The 22,053-nt window shown below is 52.3% G+C and carries 17 protein-coding genes; 14 read left to right on the plus strand and 3 right to left on the minus strand.

The window, feature by feature from the left end:
- The first annotated feature begins 1 nt into the window (after position 1).
- Both ugpC and ugpQ read left to right on the plus strand, forming a co-directional pair.
- Entirely contained in the window at positions 2 to 1,072 is a 1,071-nt protein-coding gene (gene ugpC / locus ACJHWT_RS09655) for a sn-glycerol 3-phosphate ABC transporter ATP binding protein UgpC (RefSeq protein ID WP_000907828.1), read from the plus strand.
- Entirely contained in the window at positions 1,069 to 1,812 is a 744-nt protein-coding gene (gene ugpQ, locus ACJHWT_RS09660; protein WP_000073619.1) for a glycerophosphodiester phosphodiesterase, read from the plus strand. The genes ugpC and ugpQ overlap by 4 nt, the downstream gene beginning before the upstream one ends.
- Here the strand turns inward: ugpQ and ACJHWT_RS09665 are convergent.
- Positions 1,799 to 2,239, minus strand: a complete 441-nt coding sequence (locus ACJHWT_RS09665; RefSeq protein WP_000825996.1) for a DUF2756 family protein — start codon at positions 2,237 to 2,239, stop codon at positions 1,799 to 1,801. The two genes, ugpQ and ACJHWT_RS09665, sit on opposite strands and share 14 nt — an antisense overlap.
- Positions 2,240 to 2,358: 119 nt before the next feature.
- On the opposite strand from ACJHWT_RS09665, the gene ggt reads away from it, so the two are divergent.
- Positions 2,359 to 4,104: a gamma-glutamyltransferase gene (gene ggt / locus ACJHWT_RS09670; protein ID WP_001696277.1), complete on the plus strand. Its 1,746-nt coding sequence runs from the start codon at positions 2,359 to 2,361 to the stop codon at positions 4,102 to 4,104.
- Between the two features lie 59 nt (positions 4,105 to 4,163).
- Here ggt and yhhY read toward each other — a convergent pair whose 3' ends face one another.
- Positions 4,164 to 4,652, minus strand: a complete 489-nt coding sequence (yhhY, locus tag ACJHWT_RS09675) for an N-acetyltransferase (protein ID WP_001318084.1) — start codon at positions 4,650 to 4,652, stop codon at positions 4,164 to 4,166.
- A gap of 333 nt (positions 4,653 to 4,985) precedes the next feature.
- Between yhhY and ACJHWT_RS09680 the strand changes: the two genes are divergently transcribed.
- The 5 genes from ACJHWT_RS09680 to gntU all read left to right on the plus strand — a co-directional run bounded on the left by ACJHWT_RS09680 (position 4,986) and on the right by gntU (position 10,070).
- Positions 4,986 to 6,023, plus strand: a complete 1,038-nt coding sequence (locus tag ACJHWT_RS09680; RefSeq protein ID WP_000236278.1) for an oxidoreductase — start codon at positions 4,986 to 4,988, stop codon at positions 6,021 to 6,023.
- A gap of 122 nt (positions 6,024 to 6,145) precedes the next feature.
- Positions 6,146 to 6,841: a quercetin 2,3-dioxygenase gene (gene yhhW / locus ACJHWT_RS09685; RefSeq protein WP_000639819.1), complete on the plus strand. Its 696-nt coding sequence runs from the start codon at positions 6,146 to 6,148 to the stop codon at positions 6,839 to 6,841.
- 223 nt (positions 6,842 to 7,064) lie between these two features.
- The gene (gntR, locus tag ACJHWT_RS09690; protein ID WP_000730252.1) at positions 7,065 to 8,060 is read left to right on the plus strand and encodes a gluconate operon transcriptional repressor GntR; all 996 of its coding nucleotides are present in this window, start codon (positions 7,065 to 7,067) and stop codon (positions 8,058 to 8,060) included.
- 138 nt (positions 8,061 to 8,198) lie between these two features.
- A complete protein-coding gene (gene gntK, locus ACJHWT_RS09695; protein ID WP_000108319.1) occupies positions 8,199 to 8,726 on the plus strand; it encodes a gluconokinase in 528 nt (175 codons plus the stop codon).
- A gap of 3 nt (positions 8,727 to 8,729) precedes the next feature.
- Positions 8,730 to 10,070: a gluconate transporter gene (gene gntU, locus ACJHWT_RS09700; RefSeq protein WP_000210116.1), complete on the plus strand. Its 1,341-nt coding sequence runs from the start codon at positions 8,730 to 8,732 to the stop codon at positions 10,068 to 10,070.
- A gap of 56 nt (positions 10,071 to 10,126) precedes the next feature.
- Here gntU and yhgN read toward each other — a convergent pair whose 3' ends face one another.
- Entirely contained in the window at positions 10,127 to 10,720 is a 594-nt protein-coding gene (gene yhgN / locus ACJHWT_RS09705; protein WP_001002544.1) for an NAAT family transporter YhgN, read from the minus strand.
- A 191-nt stretch (positions 10,721 to 10,911) separates the two neighbouring features.
- Here yhgN and asd point away from each other — a divergent pair, with 191 nt between their 5' ends.
- The 6 genes from asd to glgP all read left to right on the plus strand — a co-directional run bounded on the left by asd (position 10,912) and on the right by glgP (position 21,656).
- Positions 10,912 to 12,015: an aspartate-semialdehyde dehydrogenase gene (asd, locus tag ACJHWT_RS09710; RefSeq protein ID WP_000799956.1), complete on the plus strand. Its 1,104-nt coding sequence runs from the start codon at positions 10,912 to 10,914 to the stop codon at positions 12,013 to 12,015.
- Between the two features lie 272 nt (positions 12,016 to 12,287).
- The gene (gene glgB / locus ACJHWT_RS09715; RefSeq protein WP_001283726.1) at positions 12,288 to 14,474 is read left to right on the plus strand and encodes a 1,4-alpha-glucan branching enzyme; all 2,187 of its coding nucleotides are present in this window, start codon (positions 12,288 to 12,290) and stop codon (positions 14,472 to 14,474) included.
- Positions 14,471 to 16,444: a glycogen debranching protein GlgX gene (gene glgX / locus ACJHWT_RS09720; RefSeq protein ID WP_000192508.1), complete on the plus strand. Its 1,974-nt coding sequence runs from the start codon at positions 14,471 to 14,473 to the stop codon at positions 16,442 to 16,444. The genes glgB and glgX overlap by 4 nt, the downstream gene beginning before the upstream one ends.
- A 17-nt stretch (positions 16,445 to 16,461) precedes the next feature.
- A complete protein-coding gene (gene glgC, locus ACJHWT_RS09725; protein ID WP_000253975.1) occupies positions 16,462 to 17,757 on the plus strand; it encodes a glucose-1-phosphate adenylyltransferase in 1,296 nt (431 codons plus the stop codon).
- Complete coding sequence (gene glgA, locus ACJHWT_RS09730; protein WP_001197646.1) at positions 17,757 to 19,190, plus strand: glycogen synthase GlgA; 1,434 nt, start codon at positions 17,757 to 17,759, stop codon at positions 19,188 to 19,190. The genes glgC and glgA overlap by 1 nt, the downstream gene beginning before the upstream one ends.
- An 18-nt stretch (positions 19,191 to 19,208) precedes the next feature.
- Positions 19,209 to 21,656 carry a glycogen phosphorylase gene (gene glgP / locus ACJHWT_RS09735; RefSeq protein ID WP_000993444.1) on the plus strand — a complete coding sequence of 816 codons (2,448 nt, stop codon included), beginning with the start codon at positions 19,209 to 19,211 and terminating at the stop codon, positions 21,654 to 21,656.
- Positions 21,657 to 22,053: the final 397 nt, after the last annotated feature.

Consider the following 22,053-nt stretch of genomic DNA (forward strand, 5'->3'; position numbering starts at 1 on the left):
GATGGCAGGACTGAAATTACAGGCAGTAACCAAAAGCTGGGATGGCAAAACCCAGGTCATTAAACCGCTGACCCTTGATGTGGCGGATGGCGAATTTATCGTGATGGTCGGGCCGTCTGGCTGCGGGAAATCGACGTTATTGCGAATGGTGGCCGGACTGGAGCGGGTAACGACGGGCGATATCTGGATCGACCGCAAGCGTGTCACCGAAATGGAGCCGAAAGATCGCGGGATTGCGATGGTGTTCCAGAACTACGCGCTTTATCCGCATATGAGCGTCGAAGAAAACATGGCGTGGGGGCTGAAAATTCGCGGCATGGGCAAGCAGCAAATTGCCGAGCGCGTTAAAGAAGCGGCGCGCATTCTGGAGCTGGACGGCCTGCTTAAGCGCCGCCCGCGTGAGCTATCTGGCGGTCAGCGTCAGCGTGTGGCGATGGGGCGTGCGATTGTGCGTGAGCCGGCAGTGTTCCTGTTTGATGAGCCGCTCTCTAACCTCGATGCCAAGTTGCGTGTGCAGATGCGTCTTGAACTGCAACAGCTGCACCGTCGCCTGAAAACGACTTCACTCTACGTTACTCACGATCAGGTTGAGGCGATGACGCTTGCCCAGCGAGTAATGGTGATGAACGGCGGCGTTGCCGAACAGATTGGCACGCCGGTTGAAGTCTACGAAAAGCCCGCCAGCCTGTTTGTGGCGAGTTTTATCGGCAGCCCGGCGATGAATCTGCTGGAAGGGCGTGTGAATAACGAAGGTACGCATTTCGTACTGGACGGCGGTATCGCGCTGCCGCTAAACGGTGGCTACCGTCAGTATGCTGGACGTAAAATGACTCTCGGCATTCGCCCGGAACATATTACGCTACGTTCGCAGGCTGAAGGTGGCGTGCCGCTGGTGATGGACACGCTGGAGATCCTCGGCGCAGATAACCTGGCGCACGGACGCTGGGGCGAACAGAAGCTGGTGGTGCGACTGGCGCATCAGGAGCGCCCGACGGCAGGCGGCACGCTGTGGCTGCATCTGCCGGAAAATCAGCTGCATCTTTTTGATGGTGAAACAGGACAACGAGTATGAGTAACTGGCCTTATCCCCGCATCGTCGCCCATCGTGGCGGCGGTAAACTGGCCCCGGAAAACACCCTGGCGGCAATCGATGTGGGGGCAAGATACGGTCATAAGATGATCGAATTTGACGCGAAGTTATCGAAAGATGGCGAGATCTTCTTGCTTCATGACGACAATCTCGAACGCACCAGCAACGGCTGGGGCGTCGCGGGTGAACTGAACTGGCAGGATTTACTGCGCGTGGATGCGGGCAGTTGGTACAGCAAAGCGTTTAAAGGTGAGCCGCTGCCGTTGCTTTCGCAGGTGGCGGAACGCTGTCGCGAACACGGGATGATGGCGAATATCGAAATCAAACCCACCACTGGCACCGGGCCATTAACGGGCAAAACGGTGGCGCTGGCGGCACGCGAACTGTGGACCGGTATGACGCCGCCGCTGCTGTCATCGTTTGAGATTGATGCTTTAGAAGCCGCGCAACAGGCAGCACCGGAACTGCCGCGTGGTTTATTGCTTGATGAATGGCGCGACGACTGGCGAGAATTGACCGCGCGGCTGGGCTGCGTCTCTATTCATCTCAATCATAAGTTGCTCGATAAAGCGCGAGTGATGCAGTTGAAAGACGCCGGATTACGGATTCTGGTTTATACCGTCAATAAACCCCAGCGCGCGGCAGAGTTGCTGCGCTGGGGCGTGGATTGCATCTGTACCGATGCGATTGACGTGATTGGTCCGAACTTTACGGCCCAATAGTTTTCAACGGAATGTCAGGCTGCGGCGTGCTGGGCTGATTCAGCATGTCGCCGTTTCTCCTTTCCGGCAGCATATGCTGCTGATTCAACGAACTATCCGGATTACGGTTGCTGTTTAACATCCCGCCATTGGTGTTGGGCAGCATTTGCTGCCGGGCGGGATTTCGCTCCCCCGGCTGTGACTGCAACACCCGCTGAGAATTATTGTTTATCTGGTTTTCTAAATGCTGTTGTTGCAACTGAGTTTGCGTTTTCAGTTGCTGATTCAGCATCCCTTTTTGCTGGATTTGCTGCGTTTGCATTTGGGTTTGCATCCGCTGCTGACTGGGGATCTGATACCCCGGCTGGTTAGGGTTGTTCAGAGTATTAATGGGCTGTGCAAAGCCGACAAACGGCAGGAGTGCCGTAAGAATCAGAAGTCGTTTCATCGCGTATCCTCCTCTGAAGATATTCTTTAAGTTTACTCCTTTCCTGCAATCATCAGGATTAATTCAGAGTTATATACCAGGCTTAGCTGGGGTTGCCCCTTAATCTCTGGAGAATAACGATGATAAAACCGACGTTTTTACGCCGGGTGGCCATTGCTGCTCTGTTCACAGGAAGTTGTTTTAGTACGGTAGCCGCGCCACCTGCGCCGTCTCCTGTTTCTTACGGCGTGGAGGAAGATGTCTTTCATCCGGTACGCGCGAAACAGGGGATGGTGGCGTCTGTAGATGCTACTGCCACTCAGGTGGGGGTGGATATCCTCAAGGAGGGCGGGAATGCCGTTGATGCCGCCGTGGCTGTGGGCTACGCGCTGGCGGTAACGCATCCGCAGGCAGGGAATCTGGGCGGTGGTGGTTTTATGCTGATCCGCTCGAAAAATGGCAATACCACCGCTATCGATTTCCGCGAAATGGCTCCCGCCAAAGCGACCCGCGATATGTTCCTTGATGATCAGGGTAACCCGGACAGCAAAAAATCACTCACTTCGCATCTGGCTTCTGGTACGCCCGGTACGGTAGCAGGTTTCTCGCTGGCGTTGGATAAATACGGCACCATGCCGTTAAATAAAGTGGTGCAGCCGGCGTTTAAACTGGCACGCGATGGTTTTATCGTTAATGACGCGCTGGCTGACGATCTCAAAACCTACGGTAGCGAAGTGTTGCCGAATCACGAAAACAGCAAGGCTATCTTCTGGAAAGAGGGCGCGCCGCTGAAAAAGGGCGACAAGCTGGTGCAGGCGAACCTGGCAAAGAGCCTGGAGATGATTGCCGAAAATGGCCCGGACGAATTCTACAAAGGCACAATAGCGGAGCAGATCGCTCAGGAGATGCAGAAAAACGGTGGCTTGATCACTAAAGAAGATTTAGCGGCGTATAAAGCGGTCGAACGTACACCGATTAGCGGCGAATATCGCGGGTATCAGGTTTACTCGATGCCACCGCCATCTTCCGGTGGGATTCATATCGTGCAGATCCTCAATATCCTGGAAAACTTCGATATGAAGAAATATGGCTTTGGCAGTGCCGACGCGATGCAAATCATGGCAGAAGCTGAGAAATACGCCTACGCCGACCGCTCGGAATATCTTGGCGATCCGGATTTTGTCAAAGTCCCGTGGCAGGCGCTGACCAATAAAGCCTATGCCAAATCTATTGCCGATCAAATTGATATCAATAAAGCGAAGCCATCCAGCGAAATTCGCCCCGGCAAGCTTGCGCCTTATGAGAGTAATCAAACTACCCATTACTCAGTGGTGGATAAAGATGGTAACGCGGTGGCGGTGACCTATACGCTGAACACCACCTTCGGTACGGGCATTGTCGCGGGCGAGAGCGGTATTCTGCTTAATAACCAGATGGATGATTTCTCCGCCAAACCGGGCGTACCGAACGTTTACGGGCTGGTGGGCGGTGATGCCAACGCCGTCGGGCCGAATAAACGCCCGCTGTCGTCGATGTCACCAACCATTGTGGTGAAAGACGGTAAAACCTGGTTAGTGACTGGTAGCCCAGGCGGTAGCCGGATTATCACCACCGTGCTGCAAATGGTAGTGAACAGCATCGATTATGGCATGAATGTCGCCGAAGCGACCAATGCACCGCGTTTCCACCATCAGTGGTTGCCGGACGAGCTGCGCGTCGAGAAAGGATTTAGCCCGGATACGCTCAAGCTGCTGGAAGCAAAAGGTCAGAAAGTAGCGCTGAAAGAGGCGATGGGCAGTACACAAAGCATTATGGTTGGGCCGGACGGTGAGCTGTACGGTGCATCCGACCCGCGCTCGGTGGATGATTTAACGGCGGGGTATTAAGGTTAGCGGCCCTCTTCGTGGGAAGAGGGCTTAAATGACAAACTTATATTGCAAATTCTTTATTTCACCCGCGCCATATAATATGCATCGACATATTCACCATTACGAAAAGCGTAATTTTTGCCGGTGCCTTCTATGTGAAAGCCGAATTTTTTATAGACTGCGATTGCCGGGGCGTTATCTGCAAACACCGTCAACTCAATACGATCTATCCGTAACCAGTTGTCGCACATTTCAATCAATTCGCGGATCAGGGCGCTGGCGACGCCGCGGTTGTGCCAGCGGGAGTCAACACAGATACCAAAAGTTGCAACATGACTACGGCGTGGGCCTTGATAAGCCTCAATGAAAAGATGACCCACCACGATGCCATCAATGCTGGCAACCAGTTGTTTAAACCCCTGGCGATCTTTCAATCTTTCTGGCCACCAGCCTTCTGAAGGATGAGGTAGTTGTAGTGTGTTGCAATACACCTCCGGCTGGGCGTGAATCTGCCTGATGGCCTCGTAATCCCGTGTTTCTGCGTGGCGTATCACTATCTCACTCATTCCTTTGTCCTCTTTGGGGTAAATGTCCCTTTCAACATCATTGACTTTCAAATGCGAGTCAAATGCATTTTTTTGCAAAAAGTGTTGGACAAGTGCGAATGAGAATGATTATTATTGTCTCGCGATCAGGAAGACCCTCGCGGAGAACCTGAAAGCACGACATTGCTCACATTGCTTCCAGTATTACTTAGCCAGCCGGGTGCTGGCTTTTTTTTTGACCTTTCGTTCTCAATTTATCCTCGGGAAGTGCTTGTGTTCGTTATGCGCACTCCAGTAGGAACCACGTCCGCTTTGCGCTAAGGTGTAAATAACCACCTTAAAAAGGACGAAATCATGGTCATTAACTGCGCCTTTATTGGCTTCGGCAAAAGCACCACCCGTTACCATCTGCCGTATGTACTTAACCGCAAGGATAGCTGGCATGTCGCGCATATTTTTCGCCGCCATGCGAAGCCGGAAGAACAGGCCCCCATTTATTCCCATATCCATTTCACCAGCGATCTCGACGAAGTGCTAAACGATCCCGATGTTAAGCTGGTTGTCGTCTGCACCCACGCGGACAGCCACTTCGAGTACGCGAAGCGCGCGCTGGAAGCCGGGAAAAATGTGCTGGTCGAAAAACCGTTCACTCCGACAATTGCGCAGGCGAAAGAGCTGTTTGCACTGGCGAAAAGCAAAGGGCTGATCGTTACGCCGTATCAGAATCGTCGCTTTGATTCCTGCTTCCTGACAGCGAAAAAAGCGATTGAAAGCGGCAAGCTGGGAGAGATTGTCGAAGTGGAAAGCCATTTTGACTATTACCGCCCGGTGGCAGAAACCAAACCGGGGCTGCCGCAGGATGGCGCGTTCTATGGCCTTGGTGTGCATACGATGGACCAGATTATTTCTCTGTTCGGTCGCCCGGATCACGTCGCTTATGACATCCGCAGCCTGCGTAATAAAGCCAATCCGGACGACACCTTTGAAGCGCAGCTGTTTTATGGCGATCTAAAAGCCATCGTCAAAACCAGCCATCTGGTGAAAATCGATTATCCGAAATTTATCGTTCACGGTAAGAAAGGTTCGTTTATTAAATACGGTATCGACCAGCAGGAAACCAGCCTGAAGGCTAATATTATGCCGGGCGAACCAGGATTCGCAGCGGATGATTCGGTCGGTGTGCTGGAGTATGTCAATGACGAGGGCGTGACGGTAAGAGAAGAGATGAAGCCAGAGATGGGCGATTATGGGCGCGTTTATGATACGTTGTATCAAACCATCACCAACGGTGCGCCAAATTACGTCAAGGAATCTGAAGTTCTTACGAATCTGGAAATCCTTGAACGCGGTTTTGAGCAAGCTTCTCCCTCCGCAGTGACTCTCGCGAGGTAAGTTTGATGGCCCCTCGAATAGTTCAATTTTTTTGAACAGAGGGGTCAATTTTCACCCTCTATCATCCCAGGCAGATCGGGTCCACACTAAGCCCATCGAAATCATTCAGGGGGCGAATACAAATGATCTACTTACGCAAAGCAAATGAACGTGGTCATGCAAATCATGGCTGGCTGGACTCCTGGCATACTTTCTCTTTTGCCAACTATTACGATCCGAACTTTATGGGCTTCTCCGCGCTGCGCGTGATTAACGACGACGTGATTGAAGCAGGGCAGGGCTTTGGCACTCACCCGCATAAAGATATGGAAATTTTGACCTACGTGCTGGAAGGTACTGTTGAACATCAGGACAGCATGGGCAATAAAGAGCAGGTTCCGGCGGGTGAATTCCAGATTATGAGTGCGGGTACGGGTATTCGTCACTCAGAGTACAACCCAAGCAGCACCGAGCGTCTGCATCTGTATCAGATCTGGATCATGCCTGAAGAAAACGGCATTACGCCGCGTTATGAACAGCGTCGCTTCGATGCCGTGCAGGGCAAACAACTGGTGCTCTCGCCGGATGCGCGTGATGGTTCGCTGAAAGTGTATCAGGATATGGAACTGTATCGTTGGGCGTTGCTGAAAGATGAGCAGTCGGTGCATCAGATTGCCGCTGAACGCCGCGTCTGGATCCAGGTGGTGAAAGGCAATGTCACCATTAACGGCGTGAAAGCCTCGACCAGCGATGGTCTGGCAATCTGGGATGAGCAGGCAATCTCCATCCATGCGGATAGCGACAGCGAAGTGTTACTGTTCGATCTGCCGCCGGTTTAAAGCTCAACGGCATTTTTGAAGCCTGCCTTTTTGCAGGCTTCCTCGCTCGCTCCGGTCGCGTGCTGATGTACGCTTCCGGGGTTTTGCCGTGTCGTTAGCACAATGCGATGCAATTGATTTAGTGTATATCTAATAATTGTAAACAAGCACTGTTTTCCCCGGGAAGGTTCTGATGCGTCCGTGTTAAACTAAGAGAATCTATCTCTTTTGTACCTTCAGGACGATGAAAAAGAAAAGACCCGTACTTCAGGATGTGGCTGACCGTGTAGGCGTGACCAAAATGACGGTCAGCCGTTTTTTACGCAACCCGGAGCAGGTTTCCGTCGCTCTACGCGGCAAGATTGCCGCCGCTCTTGATGAACTGGGTTATATTCCCAATCGCGCACCCGATATCCTCTCTAACGCCACCAGCCGGGCGATTGGCGTCCTGTTACCTTCTCTCACCAACCAGGTTTTTGCGGAAGTATTACGCGGAATCGAAAGCGTCACCGACGCGCACGGTTATCAGACCATGCTGGCCCACTACGGTTATAAACCGGAAATGGAGCAAGAACGTCTCGAATCAATGCTCTCCTGGAATATCGACGGACTGATCCTCACTGAACGTACCCACACGCCGCGCACCTTAAAGATGATTGAAGTGGCGGGGATTCCGGTGGTGGAGTTGATGGACAGCAAGTCGCCGTGCCTCGATATTGCCGTCGGTTTTGATAACTTTGAAGCGGCACGCCAGATGACCACCGCCATTATTGCTCGCGGGCATCGCCACATTGCCTATCTCGGCGCACGTCTCGACGAACGTACTATCATCAAACAGAAGGGATACGAACAGGCGATGCTGGATGCAGGCCTGGTGCCATATAGCGTGATGGTTGAGCAATCTTCTTCTTACTCTTCCGGTATTGAACTGATTCGCCAGGCGCGGCGGGAATATCCGCAGCTGGATGGCGTGTTCTGTACCAACGATGACCTGGCGGTCGGCGCGGCGTTTGAATGTCAGCGTCTGGGGTTAAAAGTTCCTGACGATATGGCGATTGCCGGTTTCCACGGTCATGACATTGGTCAGGTGATGGAACCACGGTTGGCGAGCGTACTGACGCCGCGTGAGCGGATGGGCAGTATCGGCGCTGAACGCCTGCTGGCGCGTATTCGTGGCGAATCTGTGACACCGAAAATGTTAGATTTAGGTTTCACCTTGTCACCGGGCGGATCTATTTAAGCCCACAAATTTGAAGTAGCTCACACTTATACACTTAAGGCACGGATGGATATTGCTTCTGATATTGTCCGGCCGGACAATGTTACCGATAACAGTTACCCGTAACATTTTTAATTCTTGTATTGTGGGGGCACCACTTTGAGCACGACTAACCATGATCACCACATTTACGTCTTGATGGGCGTATCGGGCAGCGGCAAATCTGCGGTCGCCAGTGAAGTGGCGCATCAACTTCATGCCGCGTTTCTTGATGGCGATTTCCTCCATCCGCGCTGCAATATCGAAAAAATGGCGTCTGGTGAACCGCTGAATGACGACGATCGCAAACCGTGGTTGCAGGCGCTGAACGACGCCGCGTTTGCTATGCAGCGCACCAATAAAGTGTCGCTGATCGTCTGTTCTGCACTGAAAAAACACTATCGCGACTTGCTACGCGCGGGTAATCCGAATCTCTCTTTCATCTACCTGAAAGGCGATTTTGATGTGATTGAAAGCCGCCTGAAAGCGCGCAAAGGCCATTTCTTTAAAACCCAAATGTTGGTGACGCAGTTTGAAACGCTGCAGGAGCCGGGTGCGGACGAAACCGATGTACTGGTGGTGGATATCGATCAACCGCTGGAAGGTGTTGTGGCAAGCACCATTGAGGTCATTAAAAAAGGCAAATAAGTAGTGACTACATTAACGCTTGTTTTAACAGCAGTAGGGTCTGTTTTACTGCTGCTGTTTTTAGTCATGAAGGCGCGTATGCACGCTTTCCTGGCTTTAATGGTGGTGTCCATGGGGGCTGGCCTTTTTTCCGGTATGCCGCTCGATAAAATCGCAGCGACGATGGAAAAAGGGATGGGAGGCACCCTCGGCTTCCTGGCGGTGGTTGTCGCCCTGGGGGCTATGTTTGGCAAGATCTTACATGAAACCGGCGCAGTCGATCAGATTGCCGTCAAAATGCTCAAATCCTTCGGTCACAGCCGCGCGCATTATGCCATCGGCCTTGCGGGGCTGGTGTGTGCGCTACCGCTGTTCTTTGAAGTGGCGATTGTTCTGCTGATTAGCGTTGCTTTCTCAATGGCGCGCCACACCGGTACGAACCTGGTGAAGCTGGTAATCCCATTATTCGCAGGCGTGGCGGCCGCGGCTGCGTTCCTGGTGCCTGGACCAGCGCCAATGCTGCTGGCATCGCAGATGAATGCCGACTTTGGCTGGATGATCCTGATTGGCCTGTGTGCGGCAATTCCGGGAATGATTATTGCCGGGCCGCTGTGGGGTAATTTCATCAGCCGCTACGTGGAGTTGCATATTCCTGACGACATCAGCGAACCGCATCTCGGCGAAGGCAAAATGCCATCCTTCGGATTCAGCCTGTCGCTGATCCTGTTGCCACTGGTGCTGGTGGGGCTGAAAACCATTGCCGCGCGTTTTGTGCCAGAAGGCTCTACCGCTTACGAATGGTTTGAGTTTATAGGCCATCCGTTTACCGCGATTCTGGTTGCTTGTCTGGTGGCGATTTACGGCCTGGCGATGCGTCAGGGTATGCCGAAAGATAAAGTGATGGAAATTTGCGGTCACGCGCTGCAACCGGCGGGGATCATTCTGCTGGTGATTGGTGCAGGCGGCGTGTTCAAACAGGTGCTGGTTAACTCTGGCGTAGGTCCGGCACTGGGCGAAGCGTTAACCGGCATGGGCCTGCCGATTGCCATCACCTGCTTTGTGCTGGCTGGGGCGGTGCGTATCATTCAGGGTTCTGCCACCGTTGCCTGTTTAACGGCGGTGGGACTGGTAATGCCGGTTATTGAACAACTGAACTACTCCGGTGCGCAAATGGCGGCGCTGTCGATTTGTATCGCCGGTGGTTCGATTGTTGTCAGCCACGTTAACGACGCTGGTTTCTGGTTGTTCGGTAAATTTACCGGCGCGACCGAAGCCGAAACGCTGAAAACCTGGACCATGATGGAAACCATCCTCGGCACTGTTGGTGCCATCGTTGGGATGATTGCTTTCCAGCTGTTGAGTTAAGTTTGTTCGCCCGGTAGTTGTGACGCTACCGGGCTCTTTTCGAAAAACTCTCCTCGTTACCCCTTCATCCACATTCGAATGCCGTCGAGGAACATCTGGGTTGCCATCATCACCAGAATCAATCCCATCAGGCGTTCAAGTGCATTCACCCCTTTCTCGCCCAGCAGACGTAAAAATAGCGAAGACTGTAGCAGGATGACAAAGGTGCCACCCCAGGCCAGCAGCAGAGCAATTACCAGATGTCCCATCTGATTCGGGTACTGATGAGACAACAACATCAGCGTGGCGAGAATAGTCGGCCCGGCGACTAACGGAATTGCCAACGGCACGATAAACGGCTCTTCACCTGCCGGAAGCCCGCTGCTATTTCCTGAAGCGCTGGGGAAAATCATCTTAATGGCGATCAGAAACAGAATGATGCCGCCAGAAATGGAGACGGTTTCTGCCCGCAGGCTAAGAAATGCCAGAATTTTCTCACCCGCAAACAGGAACACCAGCATCACCAGGAGAGCAATAAGCAACTCTCGCACCATGATTGCCCGCCGTCTTTTCGGTTCAGTATGTTTCAGTACGGACATGAAAATAGGTAGGTTTCCGAGCGGATCCATAATCAGGATCAATAAAACTGCTGCAGAAATGATTTCATTCATAACTCAAATTCCCTGATAATTGCCGCGGACTTTCTGCGTGCTAACAAAGCAGGATAAGTCGCATTACTGATGGCTTCGCTATCATTGATTAATTTCACTTGCGACTTTGGCTGCTTTTTGTATGGTGAAAGATGTGCCAAGAGGAGACCGGCACATTTATACAGCACACATCTTTGCAGGAAAAAACGCTTATGAAAAATGTTGGTTTTATCGGCTGGCGCGGTATGGTCGGCTCCGTTCTCATGCAACGCATGGTTGAAGAGCGCGACTTCGACGCCATTCGCCCTGTCTTCTTTTCTACTTCTCAGCTTGGTCAGGCTGCGCCGTCTTTTGGCGGAACCACTGGCACACTTCAGGATGCCTTTGATCTGGAGGCGCTAAAGGCCCTCGATATCATTGTGACCTGTCAGGGCGGCGATTATACCAACGAAATCTATCCAAAGCTTCGTGAAAGCGGATGGCAAGGTTACTGGATTGACGCAGCATCATCTCTGCGCATGAAAGATGACGCCATCATCATTCTTGACCCCGTCAATCAGGACGTCATTACCGACGGATTAAATAATGGCATCAGGACTTTTGTTGGCGGTAACTGTACCGTAAGCCTGATGTTGATGTCGTTGGGTGGTTTATTCGCCAATGATCTTGTTGATTGGGTGTCCGTTGCAACCTACCAGGCCGCTTCCGGCGGTGGTGCGCGACATATGCGTGAGTTATTAACCCAGATGGGCCATCTGTATGGCCATGTGGCAGATGAACTCGCGACCCCGTCCTCTGCTATTCTCGATATCGAACGCAAAGTCACAACCTTAACCCGTAGCGGTGAGCTGCCGGTGGATAACTTTGGCGTGCCGCTGGCGGGTAGCCTGATTCCGTGGATCGACAAACAGCTTGATAACGGTCAGAGCCGCGAAGAGTGGAAAGGGCAGGCGGAAACCAACAAGATCCTCAACACATCTTCCGTAATTCCGGTAGATGGTTTATGTGTGCGTGTCGGGGCATTGCGCTGCCACAGCCAGGCATTCACTATTAAATTGAAAAAAGATGTGTCTATTCCGACCGTGGAAGAACTGCTGGCTGCGCACAATCCGTGGGCGAAAGTCGTTCCGAACGATCGGGAAATCACTATGCGTGAGCTAACCCCAGCTGCCGTTACCGGCACGCTGACCACGCCGGTAGGCCGCCTGCGTAAGCTGAATATGGGACCAGAGTTCCTGTCAGCCTTTACCGTGGGCGACCAGCTGCTGTGGGGGGCCGCGGAGCCGCTGCGTCGGATGCTTCGTCAACTGGCGTAATCTTTATTCATTAAATCTGGGGCGCGATGCCGCCCCTGTTAGTGCGTAATACAGGAGTAAGCGCAGATGTTTCATGATTTACCGGGAGTTAAATAGAGCATTGGCTATTCTTTAAGGGTGGCTGAATACATGAGTATTCACAGCCTTACCTGAAGTGAGGACGACGCAGAGAGGATGCACAGAGTGCTGCGCCGTTCAGGTCAAAAAAATGTCACAACCAGAAGTCAAAAATTCAGTTGGATGGGGTGACACAATAAAACAGGAAGACAAGCATGTCCGATCGTATCGATAGAGACGTGATTAACGCGCTAATTGCAGGCCATTTTGCGGATCCTTTTTCCGTACTGGGGATGCATAAAACCACCGCGGGACTGGAAGTCCGTGCCCTTTTACCCGACGCTACCGATGTGTGGGTGATTGAACCGAAAACCGGGCGCAAACTCGCAAAACTGGAGTGTCTCGACTCACGGGGATTCTTTAGCGGTGTCATTCCGCGACGTAAGAATTTTTTCCGCTATCAGTTGGCTGTTGTCTGGCATGGTCAGCAAAACCTGATAGATGATCCTTACCGTTTTGGTCCGCTAATCCAGGAAATGGATGCCTGGCTATTATCTGAAGGTACTCACCTGCGCCCGTATGAAACCTTAGGCGCGCATGCAGATACTATGGATGGCGTCACAGGTACGCGTTTTTCTGTCTGGGCTCCAAACGCCCGTCGGGTCTCGGTGGTTGGGCAATTCAACTACTGGGACGGTCGCCGTCATCCGATGCGCCTGCGTAAAGAGAGCGGCATCTGGGAACTGTTTATCCCTGGGGCGCATAACGGTCAGCTCTATAAATATGAGATGATTGATGCCAATGGCAACTTGCGCCTGAAGTCCGACCCTTATGCCTTCGAAGCGCAAATGCGCCCGGAAACCGCGTCTCTTATTTGCGGGCTGCCGGAAAAGGTTGTGCAGACTGAAGAGCGCAAAAAAGCGAATCAGTTTGATGCGCCAATCTCTATTTATGAAGTTCACCTGGGCTCCTGGCGTCGCCACACCGACAACAATTTCTGGTTAAGCTACCGCGAGCTGGCCGATCAACTGGTGCCTTATGCTAAATGGATGGGCTTTACCCACCTCGAACTGCTGCCCATTAACGAGCATCCGTTCGATGGCAGTTGGGGTTATCAGCCAACCGGCCTGTATGCACCGACCCGCCGTTTTGGTACCCGCGACGACTTCCGTTATTTCATTGATGCCGCACACGCAGCTGGTCTGAACGTGATTCTCGACTGGGTGCCAGGCCACTTCCCGACCGATGACTTTGCGCTTGCCGAATTTGATGGCACGAACTTGTATGAACACAGCGATCCGCGCGAAGGCTATCATCAGGACTGGAACACGCTGATCTACAACTATGGTCGCCGTGAAGTCAGTAACTTCCTTGTCGGTAACGCGCTTTACTGGATCGAACGTTTTGGTATTGATGCGCTGCGCGTCGATGCGGTGGCGTCAATGATTTATCGCGACTACAGCCGTAAAGAGGGGGAGTGGATCCCGAACGAATTTGGCGGGCGCGAGAATCTTGAAGCGATTGAATTCTTGCGTAATACCAACCGTATTCTTGGTGAGCAGGTTTCCGGTGCGGTGACAATGGCGGAGGAGTCTACCGATTTCCCTGGCGTTTCTCGTCCGCAGGACATGGGCGGTCTGGGCTTCTGGTACAAGTGGAACCTAGGCTGGATGCATGACACCCTGGACTACATGAAGCTCGACCCGGTTTATCGTCAGTATCATCACGATAAACTGACCTTCGGGATGCTCTACAACTACACTGAAAACTTCGTCCTGCCGTTGTCGCATGATGAAGTGGTCCACGGTAAAAAATCGATTCTCGACCGGATGCCGGGCGACGCATGGCAGAAATTCGCTAACCTGCGCGCCTACTATGGCTGGATGTGGGCATTCCCGGGCAAGAAACTGCTGTTCATGGGGAACGAATTTGCCCAGGGCCGCGAGTGGAACCATGACGCCAGCCTCGACTGGCATCTGTTGGAAGGCGGCGATAACTGGCACCACGGTGTCCAGCGTCTGGTGCGCGATCTGAACCTCACCTACCGCCACCATAAAGCGATGCATGAACTGGATTTTGACCCGTACGGCTTTGAATGGCTGGTGGTGGATGACAAAGAACGCTCGGTGCTGATCTTTGTGCGTCGCGATAAAGAGGGTAATGAAATCATCGTTGCCAGTAACTTTACTCCGGTGCCGCGTCATGATTATCGCTTCGGCATTAACCAGCCGGGCAAATGGCGTGAAATCCTCAATACCGACTCCATGCACTATCACGGCAGTAATGCCGGCAATGGCGGCACGGTACACAGCGATGAGATTGCCAGCCACGGTCGTCAGCATTCACTAAGCCTGACACTACCACCGCTGGCCACTATCTGGCTGGTTCGGGAGGCAGAATGACACAACTCGCCATTGGCAAACCCGCACCCCTCGGCGCGCATTACGACGGTCAGGGCGTCAACTTCACACTTTTCTCCGCTCATGCCGAGCGGGTAGAACTGTGTATCTTTGACGCCAATGGCCAGGAACATCGCTATGACTTGCCAGGGCACAGTGGCGACATTTGGCACGGTTATCTGCCGGATGCGCGTCCGGGTTTGCGTTATGGTTATCGCGTTCATGGCCCCTGGCAACCCGCCGAGGGGCATCGCTTTAACCCGGCGAAGTTGTTGATTGATCCTTGCGCGCGGCAAATTGACGGGGAATTTAAAGATAACCCGCTGCTGCACGCCGGTCATAATGAACCTGACTATCGCGACAACGCCGCCATTGCGCCGAAATGCGTAGTGGTGGTTGATCACTATGACTGGGAGGATGATGCTCCGCCGCGCACGCCGTGGGGCAGTACCATCATTTATGAAGCCCATGTCAAAGGATTAACGTACCTGCACCCGGAGATCCCGGTCGAGATCCGTGGCACTTATAAAGCCCTGGGGCATCCGGTGATGATCAACTATTTGAAACAGTTGGGCATTACCGCGCTGGAACTGCTGCCGGTGGCGCAGTTTGCCAGCGAACCACGCCTGCAACGTATGGGTCTAAGTAACTACTGGGGTTATAACCCGGTGGCGATGTTTGCGCTGCATCCGGCGTATGCCTGCTCCCCAGAAACGGCGCTGGATGAGTTTCGCGATGCAATCAAAGCACTGCATAAAGCGGGTATCGAAGTCATTCTTGATATCGTGCTCAACCATAGTGCGGAACTGGACCTCGACGGCCCGTTATTCTCTCTGCGTGGGATCGACAACCGTAGCTATTATTGGATAAGAGAAGACGGCGATTATCACAACTGGACCGGTTGTGGCAACACGCTCAATTTGAGTCATCCGGCGGTGGTGGATTATGCCAGCGCCTGCCTGCGTTATTGGGTAGAAACCTGCCACGTCGATGGTTTCCGCTTTGATCTGGCGGCAGTCATGGGCCGTACGCCAGAGTTCCGTCAGGATGCGCCGTTGTTTACCGCTATCCAGAACTGCCCGGTGCTCTCGCAGGTGAAGTTAATTGCTGAACCGTGGGATATTGCTCCTGGTGGTTATCAGGTGGGAAATTTCCCGCCGCTGTTTGCCGAGTGGAACGATCATTTCCGCGATGCTGCCCGTCGTTTCTGGCTGCATTATGATTTGCCTCTGGGGGCGTTTGCCGGGCGTTTTGCTGCCTCCAGCGATGTTTTTAAACGTAATGGTCGTCTGCCGAGTGCCGCGATTAATCTCGTCACCGCGCATGACGGTTTTACGCTTCGCGACTGCGTTTGCTTCAACCATAAACATAATGAAGCAAACGGAGAAGAAAATCGCGACGGGACCAACAACAATTACAGTAACAATCATGGTAAAGAAGGGTTAGGCGGTACTCTTGACCTGGTTGAACGGCGTCGCGACAGCATTCACGCCCTGTTAACAACGTTGTTGCTCTCCCAGGGTACGCCGATGTTACTGGCCGGTGACGAACATGGTCACAGCCAGCATGGCAATAACAATGCCTACTGTCAGGATAACCAATTAACCTGGTTGGACTGGTCGCAGGCAAGCAGTGGTTTAACCGCATTTACCGCCGCGTTAATCCATCTGCGCAAGCGCATTCCCGCTTTGGTGGAGAATCGCTGGTGGGAAGAAGGCGACGGCAATGTCCGTTGGCTAAATCGATATGCTCAACCTTTAAGCACGGATGAGTGGCAAAACGGGCCGAAACAGCTGCAAATTCTGCTCTCGGATCGCTTTTTGATCGCAATTAACGCCACGCTTGAGGTAACAGAGATTGTTTTACCTGCTGGGGAGTGGCACGCCATTCCCCCATTCGCTGGAGAGGATAACCCAGTGATTACGGCTGTCTGGCAGGGACCTGCACACGGATTGTGTGTGTTCCAGAGATGATAAAAAAGGAGTTAGTCATGGTTAGTTTAGAGAAGAACGATCACTTAATGTTGGCGCGCCAGCTGCCATTGAAATCTGTTGCCCTGATACTGGCGGGAGGACGTGGTACCCGCCTGAAGGATTTAACCAATAAGCGAGCAAAACCGGCCGTACACTTCGGCGGTAAGTTCCGCATTATCGACTTTGCGCTGTCTAACTGCATCAACTCCGGGATCCGTCGTATGGGCGTGATCACCCAGTACCAGTCCCACACTCTGGTGCAGCACATTCAGCGCGGCTGGTCATTCTTCAATGAAGAAATGAACGAGTTTGTCGATCTGCTGCCAGCACAGCAGAGAATGAAAGGGGAAAACTGGTATCGCGGCACCGCAGATGCAGTTACCCAAAACCTCGATATTATCCGCCGTTATAAAGCGGAATACGTGGTGATCCTGGCGGGCGACCATATCTACAAGCAAGACTACTCGCGTATGCTTATCGACCACGTCGAAAAAGGCGCACGTTGCACCGTTGCTTGTATGCCAGTACCGATTGAAGAAGCCTCCGCATTTGGCGTTATGGCGGTTGATGAGAACGATAAAATTATCGAATTCGTTGAAAAACCTGCTAACCCACCGTCAATGCCGAACGATCCGAGCAAATCTCTGGCGAGTATGGGTATCTACGTCTTTGACGCCGACTATCTGTATGAACTGCTGGAAGAAGACGATCGCGATGAGAACTCCAGCCACGACTTTGGCAAAGATTTGATTCCCAAGATCACCGAAGCCGGTCTGGCTTATGCGCACCCGTTCCCGCTCTCTTGCGTACAATCCGACCCGGATGCCGAGCCGTACTGGCGCGATGTGGGTACGCTGGAAGCTTACTGGAAAGCGAACCTCGATCTGGCCTCTGTGGTGCCGGAACTGGATATGTACGATCGCAATTGGCCAATTCGCACCTACAATGAATCATTACCGCCAGCGAAATTCGTGCAGGATCGCTCCGGTAGCCACGGGATGACCCTTAACTCACTGGTATCCGGCGGTTGTGTGATCTCCGGTTCGGTGGTGGTGCAGTCCGTTCTGTTCTCGCGCGTTCGCGTGAATTCATTCTGCAACATTGATTCCGCCGTATTGTTACCGGAAGTATGGGTAGGTCGCTCGTGCCGTCTGCGCCGCTGCGTCATCGATCGTGCTTGTGTTATTCCGGAAGGCATGGTGATTGGTGAAAACGCAGAGGAAGATGCACGTCGTTTCTATCGTTCAGAAGAAGGCATCGTGCTGGTAACGCGCGAAATGCTACGGAAGTTAGGGCATAAACAGGAGCGATAATGCAGGTTTTACATGTATGTTCAGAGATGTTCCCGCTGCTTAAAACCGGCGGTCTGGCTGATGTTATTGGGGCATTACCCGCAGCACAAATCGCAGACGGCGTTGACGCTCGCGTACTGTTGCCTGCATTTCCCGATATTCGCCGTGGCGTGACCGATGCGCAGGTAGTATCCCGTCGTGATACCTTCGCCGGACATATCACGCTGTTGTTCGGTCATTACAACGGGGTTGGCATATACCTGATTGACGCGCCGCATCTCTATGATCGTCCGGGAAGCCCGTATCACGATACCAACTTATTTGCCTATACCGACAACGTATTGCGTTTTGCGCTGCTGGGGTGGGTTGGGGCGGAAATGGCCAGCGGGCTTGACCCATTCTGGCGTCCTGATGTGGTGCATGCGCACGACTGGCATGCAGGCCTTGCGCCTGCGTATCTGGCGGCGCGCGGGCGTCCGGCGAAGTCGGTGTTTACTGTGCACAACCTGGCCTATCAAGGCATGTTTTATGCACATCACATGAATGACATCCAATTGCCATGGTCGTTCTTTAATATTCATGGGCTGGAATTCAACGGACAAATCTCTTTCCTGAAGGCCGGTCTGTACTATGCCGATCACATTACGGCAGTCAGCCCAACCTACGCTCGCGAGATCACCGAACCGCAGTTTGCCTACGGTATGGAAGGTCTGTTGCAACAGCGTCACCGTGAAGGGCGTCTTTCCGGCGTACTGAACGGCGTGGACGAGAAAATCTGGAGTCCAGAGACGGACTTACTGTTGGCCTCGCGTTACACCCGCGATACGTTGGAAGATAAAGCGGAAAATAAGCGCCAGTTACAAATCGCAATGGGGCTTAAGGTTGACGATAAAGTGCCGCTTTTTGCAGTGGTGAGCCGTCTGACTAGCCAGAAAGGTCTCGACCTGGTGCTGGAAGCCTTACCTGGTCTTCTGGAGCAGGGCGGGCAGCTGGCGCTACTCGGCGCGGGCGATCCGGTGCTGCAGGAAGGTTTTCTTGCGGCGGCAGCGGAATACCCCGGCCAGGTGGGCGTTCAGATTGGCTATCACGAAGCATTTTCGCATCGCATTATGGGCGGCGCGGACGTCATTCTGGTGCCCAGCCGTTTTGAACCGTGCGGCTTAACGCAACTTTATGGATTGAAGTACGGTACGCTGCCGTTAGTGCGGCGCACCGGTGGGCTTGCTGATACGGTTTCTGACTGTTCTCTTGAGAACCTTGCAGATGGCGTCGCCAGTGGGTTTGTCTTTGAAGATAGTAATGCCTGGTCGCTGTTACGGGCTATTCGACGTGCTTTTGTACTGTGGTCCCGTCCTTCACTGTGGCGGTTTGTGCAACGTCAGGCTATGGCAATGGATTTTAGCTGGCAGGTCGCGGCGAAGTCGTACCGTGAGCTTTACTATCGCTTGAAATAGTTTTCAGGAAACGCCTATATGAATGCTCCGTTTACATATTCATCGCCCACGCTTAGCGTAGAAGCTCTTAAGCACTCTATCGCTTACAAGCTGATGTTTACGATTGGCAAGGATCCGGTCGTCGCCAATAAACATGAATGGCTGAACGCAACGTTATTTGCTGTGCGCGATCGTCTCGTGGAGCGCTGGTTACGCTCAAACCGTGCCCAGTTGTCGCAAGAAACTCGTCAGGTTTACTACCTGTCGATGGAGTTTTTGATTGGCCGTACGCTTTCCAACGCCATGTTGTCGCTAGGAATTTACGAAGATGTACAGGGCGCACTGGAAGCGATGGGATTAAATCTCGAAGAGCTGATTGATGAAGAAAATGACCCGGGCCTCGGTAACGGTGGCCTGGGCCGTCTGGCGGCTTGCTTCCTCGATTCTCTGGCGACGTTAGGGTTGCCGGGGCGCGGTTACGGCATCCGCTATGACTACGGTATGTTCAAGCAGAACATCGTTAACGGTAGCCAGAAAGAGTCGCCTGACTACTGGCTGGAATACGGTAACCCGTGGGAATTCAAACGCCACAACACGCGCTATAAAGTCCGTTTTGGCGGTCGCATTCAGCAGGAAGGTAAAAAAACGCGCTGGATTGAAACCGAAGAGATTCTGGGAGTAGCTTACGATCAGATAATCCCAGGTTACGACACCGACGCGACCAACACGTTGCGTTTGTGGAGTGCCCAAGCCAGTAGCGAAATTAACCTCGGTAAATTCAACCAGGGCGACTACTTCGCGGCAGTGGAAGATAAAAACCACTCCGAGAACGTATCTCGCGTACTGTATCCGGACGACTCCACCTACTCCGGGCGTGAGCTGCGACTGCGTCAGGAATACTTCCTGGTTTCCTCGACCATTCAGGACATTTTAAGCCGCCATTATCAGTTGCATAAAACCTACGATAACCTGGCGGATAAAATTGCGATTCACCTCAACGATACTCATCCGGTGCTGTCGATTCCTGAGATGATGCGTCTGCTGATCGATGAGCACCAATTTAGCTGGGACGACGCGTTTGAAGTGTGTTGTCAGGTCTTCTCCTACACCAACCACACGCTAATGAGCGAGGCGCTGGAAACCTGGCCAGTCGATATGCTGGGTAAAATTCTGCCGCGTCACCTGCAGATCATCTTTGAAATCAACGACTATTTCCTGAAAACCTTGCAGGAACAGTATCCGAACGATACCGATCTGCTGGGACGGGCGTCGATCATTGATGAATCCAACGGTCGTCGTGTGCGTATGGCCTGGCTGGCGGTTGTGGTGAGCCACAAAGTTAACGGTGTATCGGAGCTGCACTCTAACCTGATGGTGCAATCGCTATTTGCCGACTTTGCGAAAATCTTCCCGGGTCGTTTCACCAACGTCACCAACGGTGTGACGCCGCGTCGCTGGCTGGCGGTAGCGAACCCATCGCTTTCAGCCGTGTTGGACGAACACCTGGGCCGCAACTGGCGCACCGACCTTAGCCTGCTTAATGATCTGCAACAACACTGTGATTTCCCAATGGTTAATCACGCGGTGCATCAGGCGAAGCTGGAGAACAAAAAGCGTCTGGCGGAGTATATCGCCCAGCAGCTGAATGTGGTGGTAAATCCGAAAGCGCTGTTCGATGTGCAAATCAAACGTATTCACGAATACAAACGTCAATTGATGAATGTGTTGCACGTGATCACCCGCTATAACCGCATCAAGGCCGACCCGGATGCGAAGTGGGTACCGCGCGTGAATATTTTTGGTGGTAAGGCGGCTTCGGCCTATTACATGGCGAAGCACATTATTCATTTGATCAATGACGTAGCGAAAGTGATCAACAACGATCCGCAGATTGGCGACAAGCTGAAAGTCGTGTTCATCCCGAACTACAGTGTTAGCCTGGCGCAGTTGATCATTCCGGCGGCCGATCTGTCTGAACAGATTTCGCTGGCGGGGACGGAAGCTTCCGGCACCAGTAACATGAAGTTTGCGCTTAACGGCGCGCTGACTATCGGTACGCTGGACGGTGCGAATGTCGAGATGCTGGATCATGTCGGTGCTGACAATATCTTTATCTTTGGTAACACAGCGGAAGAAGTGGAAGAACTGCGTCGTCAGGGCTACAAACCGCGTGAATACTACGAGAAAGATGAGGAGCTGCATCAGGTGCTGACGCAAATCGGCAGCGGTGTATTCAGTCCGGAAGATCCGGGTCGCTATCGCGATCTGGTCGATTCGCTGATCAACTTCGGCGATCACTACCAGGTACTGGCGGATTATCGCAGCTATGTCGATTGTCAGGATAAAGTCGACGAACTCTACGAGCGTCAGGAAGAGTGGACCGCAAAAGCGATGCTGAACATTGCCAATATGGGCTACTTCTCTTCTGACCGTACGATCAAAGAGTACGCCGATCATATCTGGCATATTGATCCGGTGAGATTGTAAGTTCAAATATGGCTAAATACCGTGTGTTCCGCTGAAGTAATACAGAGTGGAACTCACGGTATTTCTATACACAATAAACAATAACTTTGATGTATGTTATTCTATTTAATATATACCATTAATATATATTAAATAACGATTGATGATAATGTTTTTGGTGTTTTGTTATTTCAAATAATATTAATTTATTATGAATGCATTAATATTATTCATGTGATTTATGTTTTATTGCCCCTCTTACAACGCCACGTAAAAATAAATTTTATCATTATCAGTGTGTTATATGTGAGTATAAACTCACTTATTGCGGCTTTGGATTATTTTAGGTACATTACTAAGCAGCATATATAATATTATTCACTCAATTACTCTTCTAAAGAACCTTCTGGAATTAGCC

This window comes from Escherichia sp. WS338 (assembly GCF_046486405.1).
GTDB classification, from domain to species: domain Bacteria; phylum Pseudomonadota; class Gammaproteobacteria; order Enterobacterales; family Enterobacteriaceae; genus Escherichia; species Escherichia coli.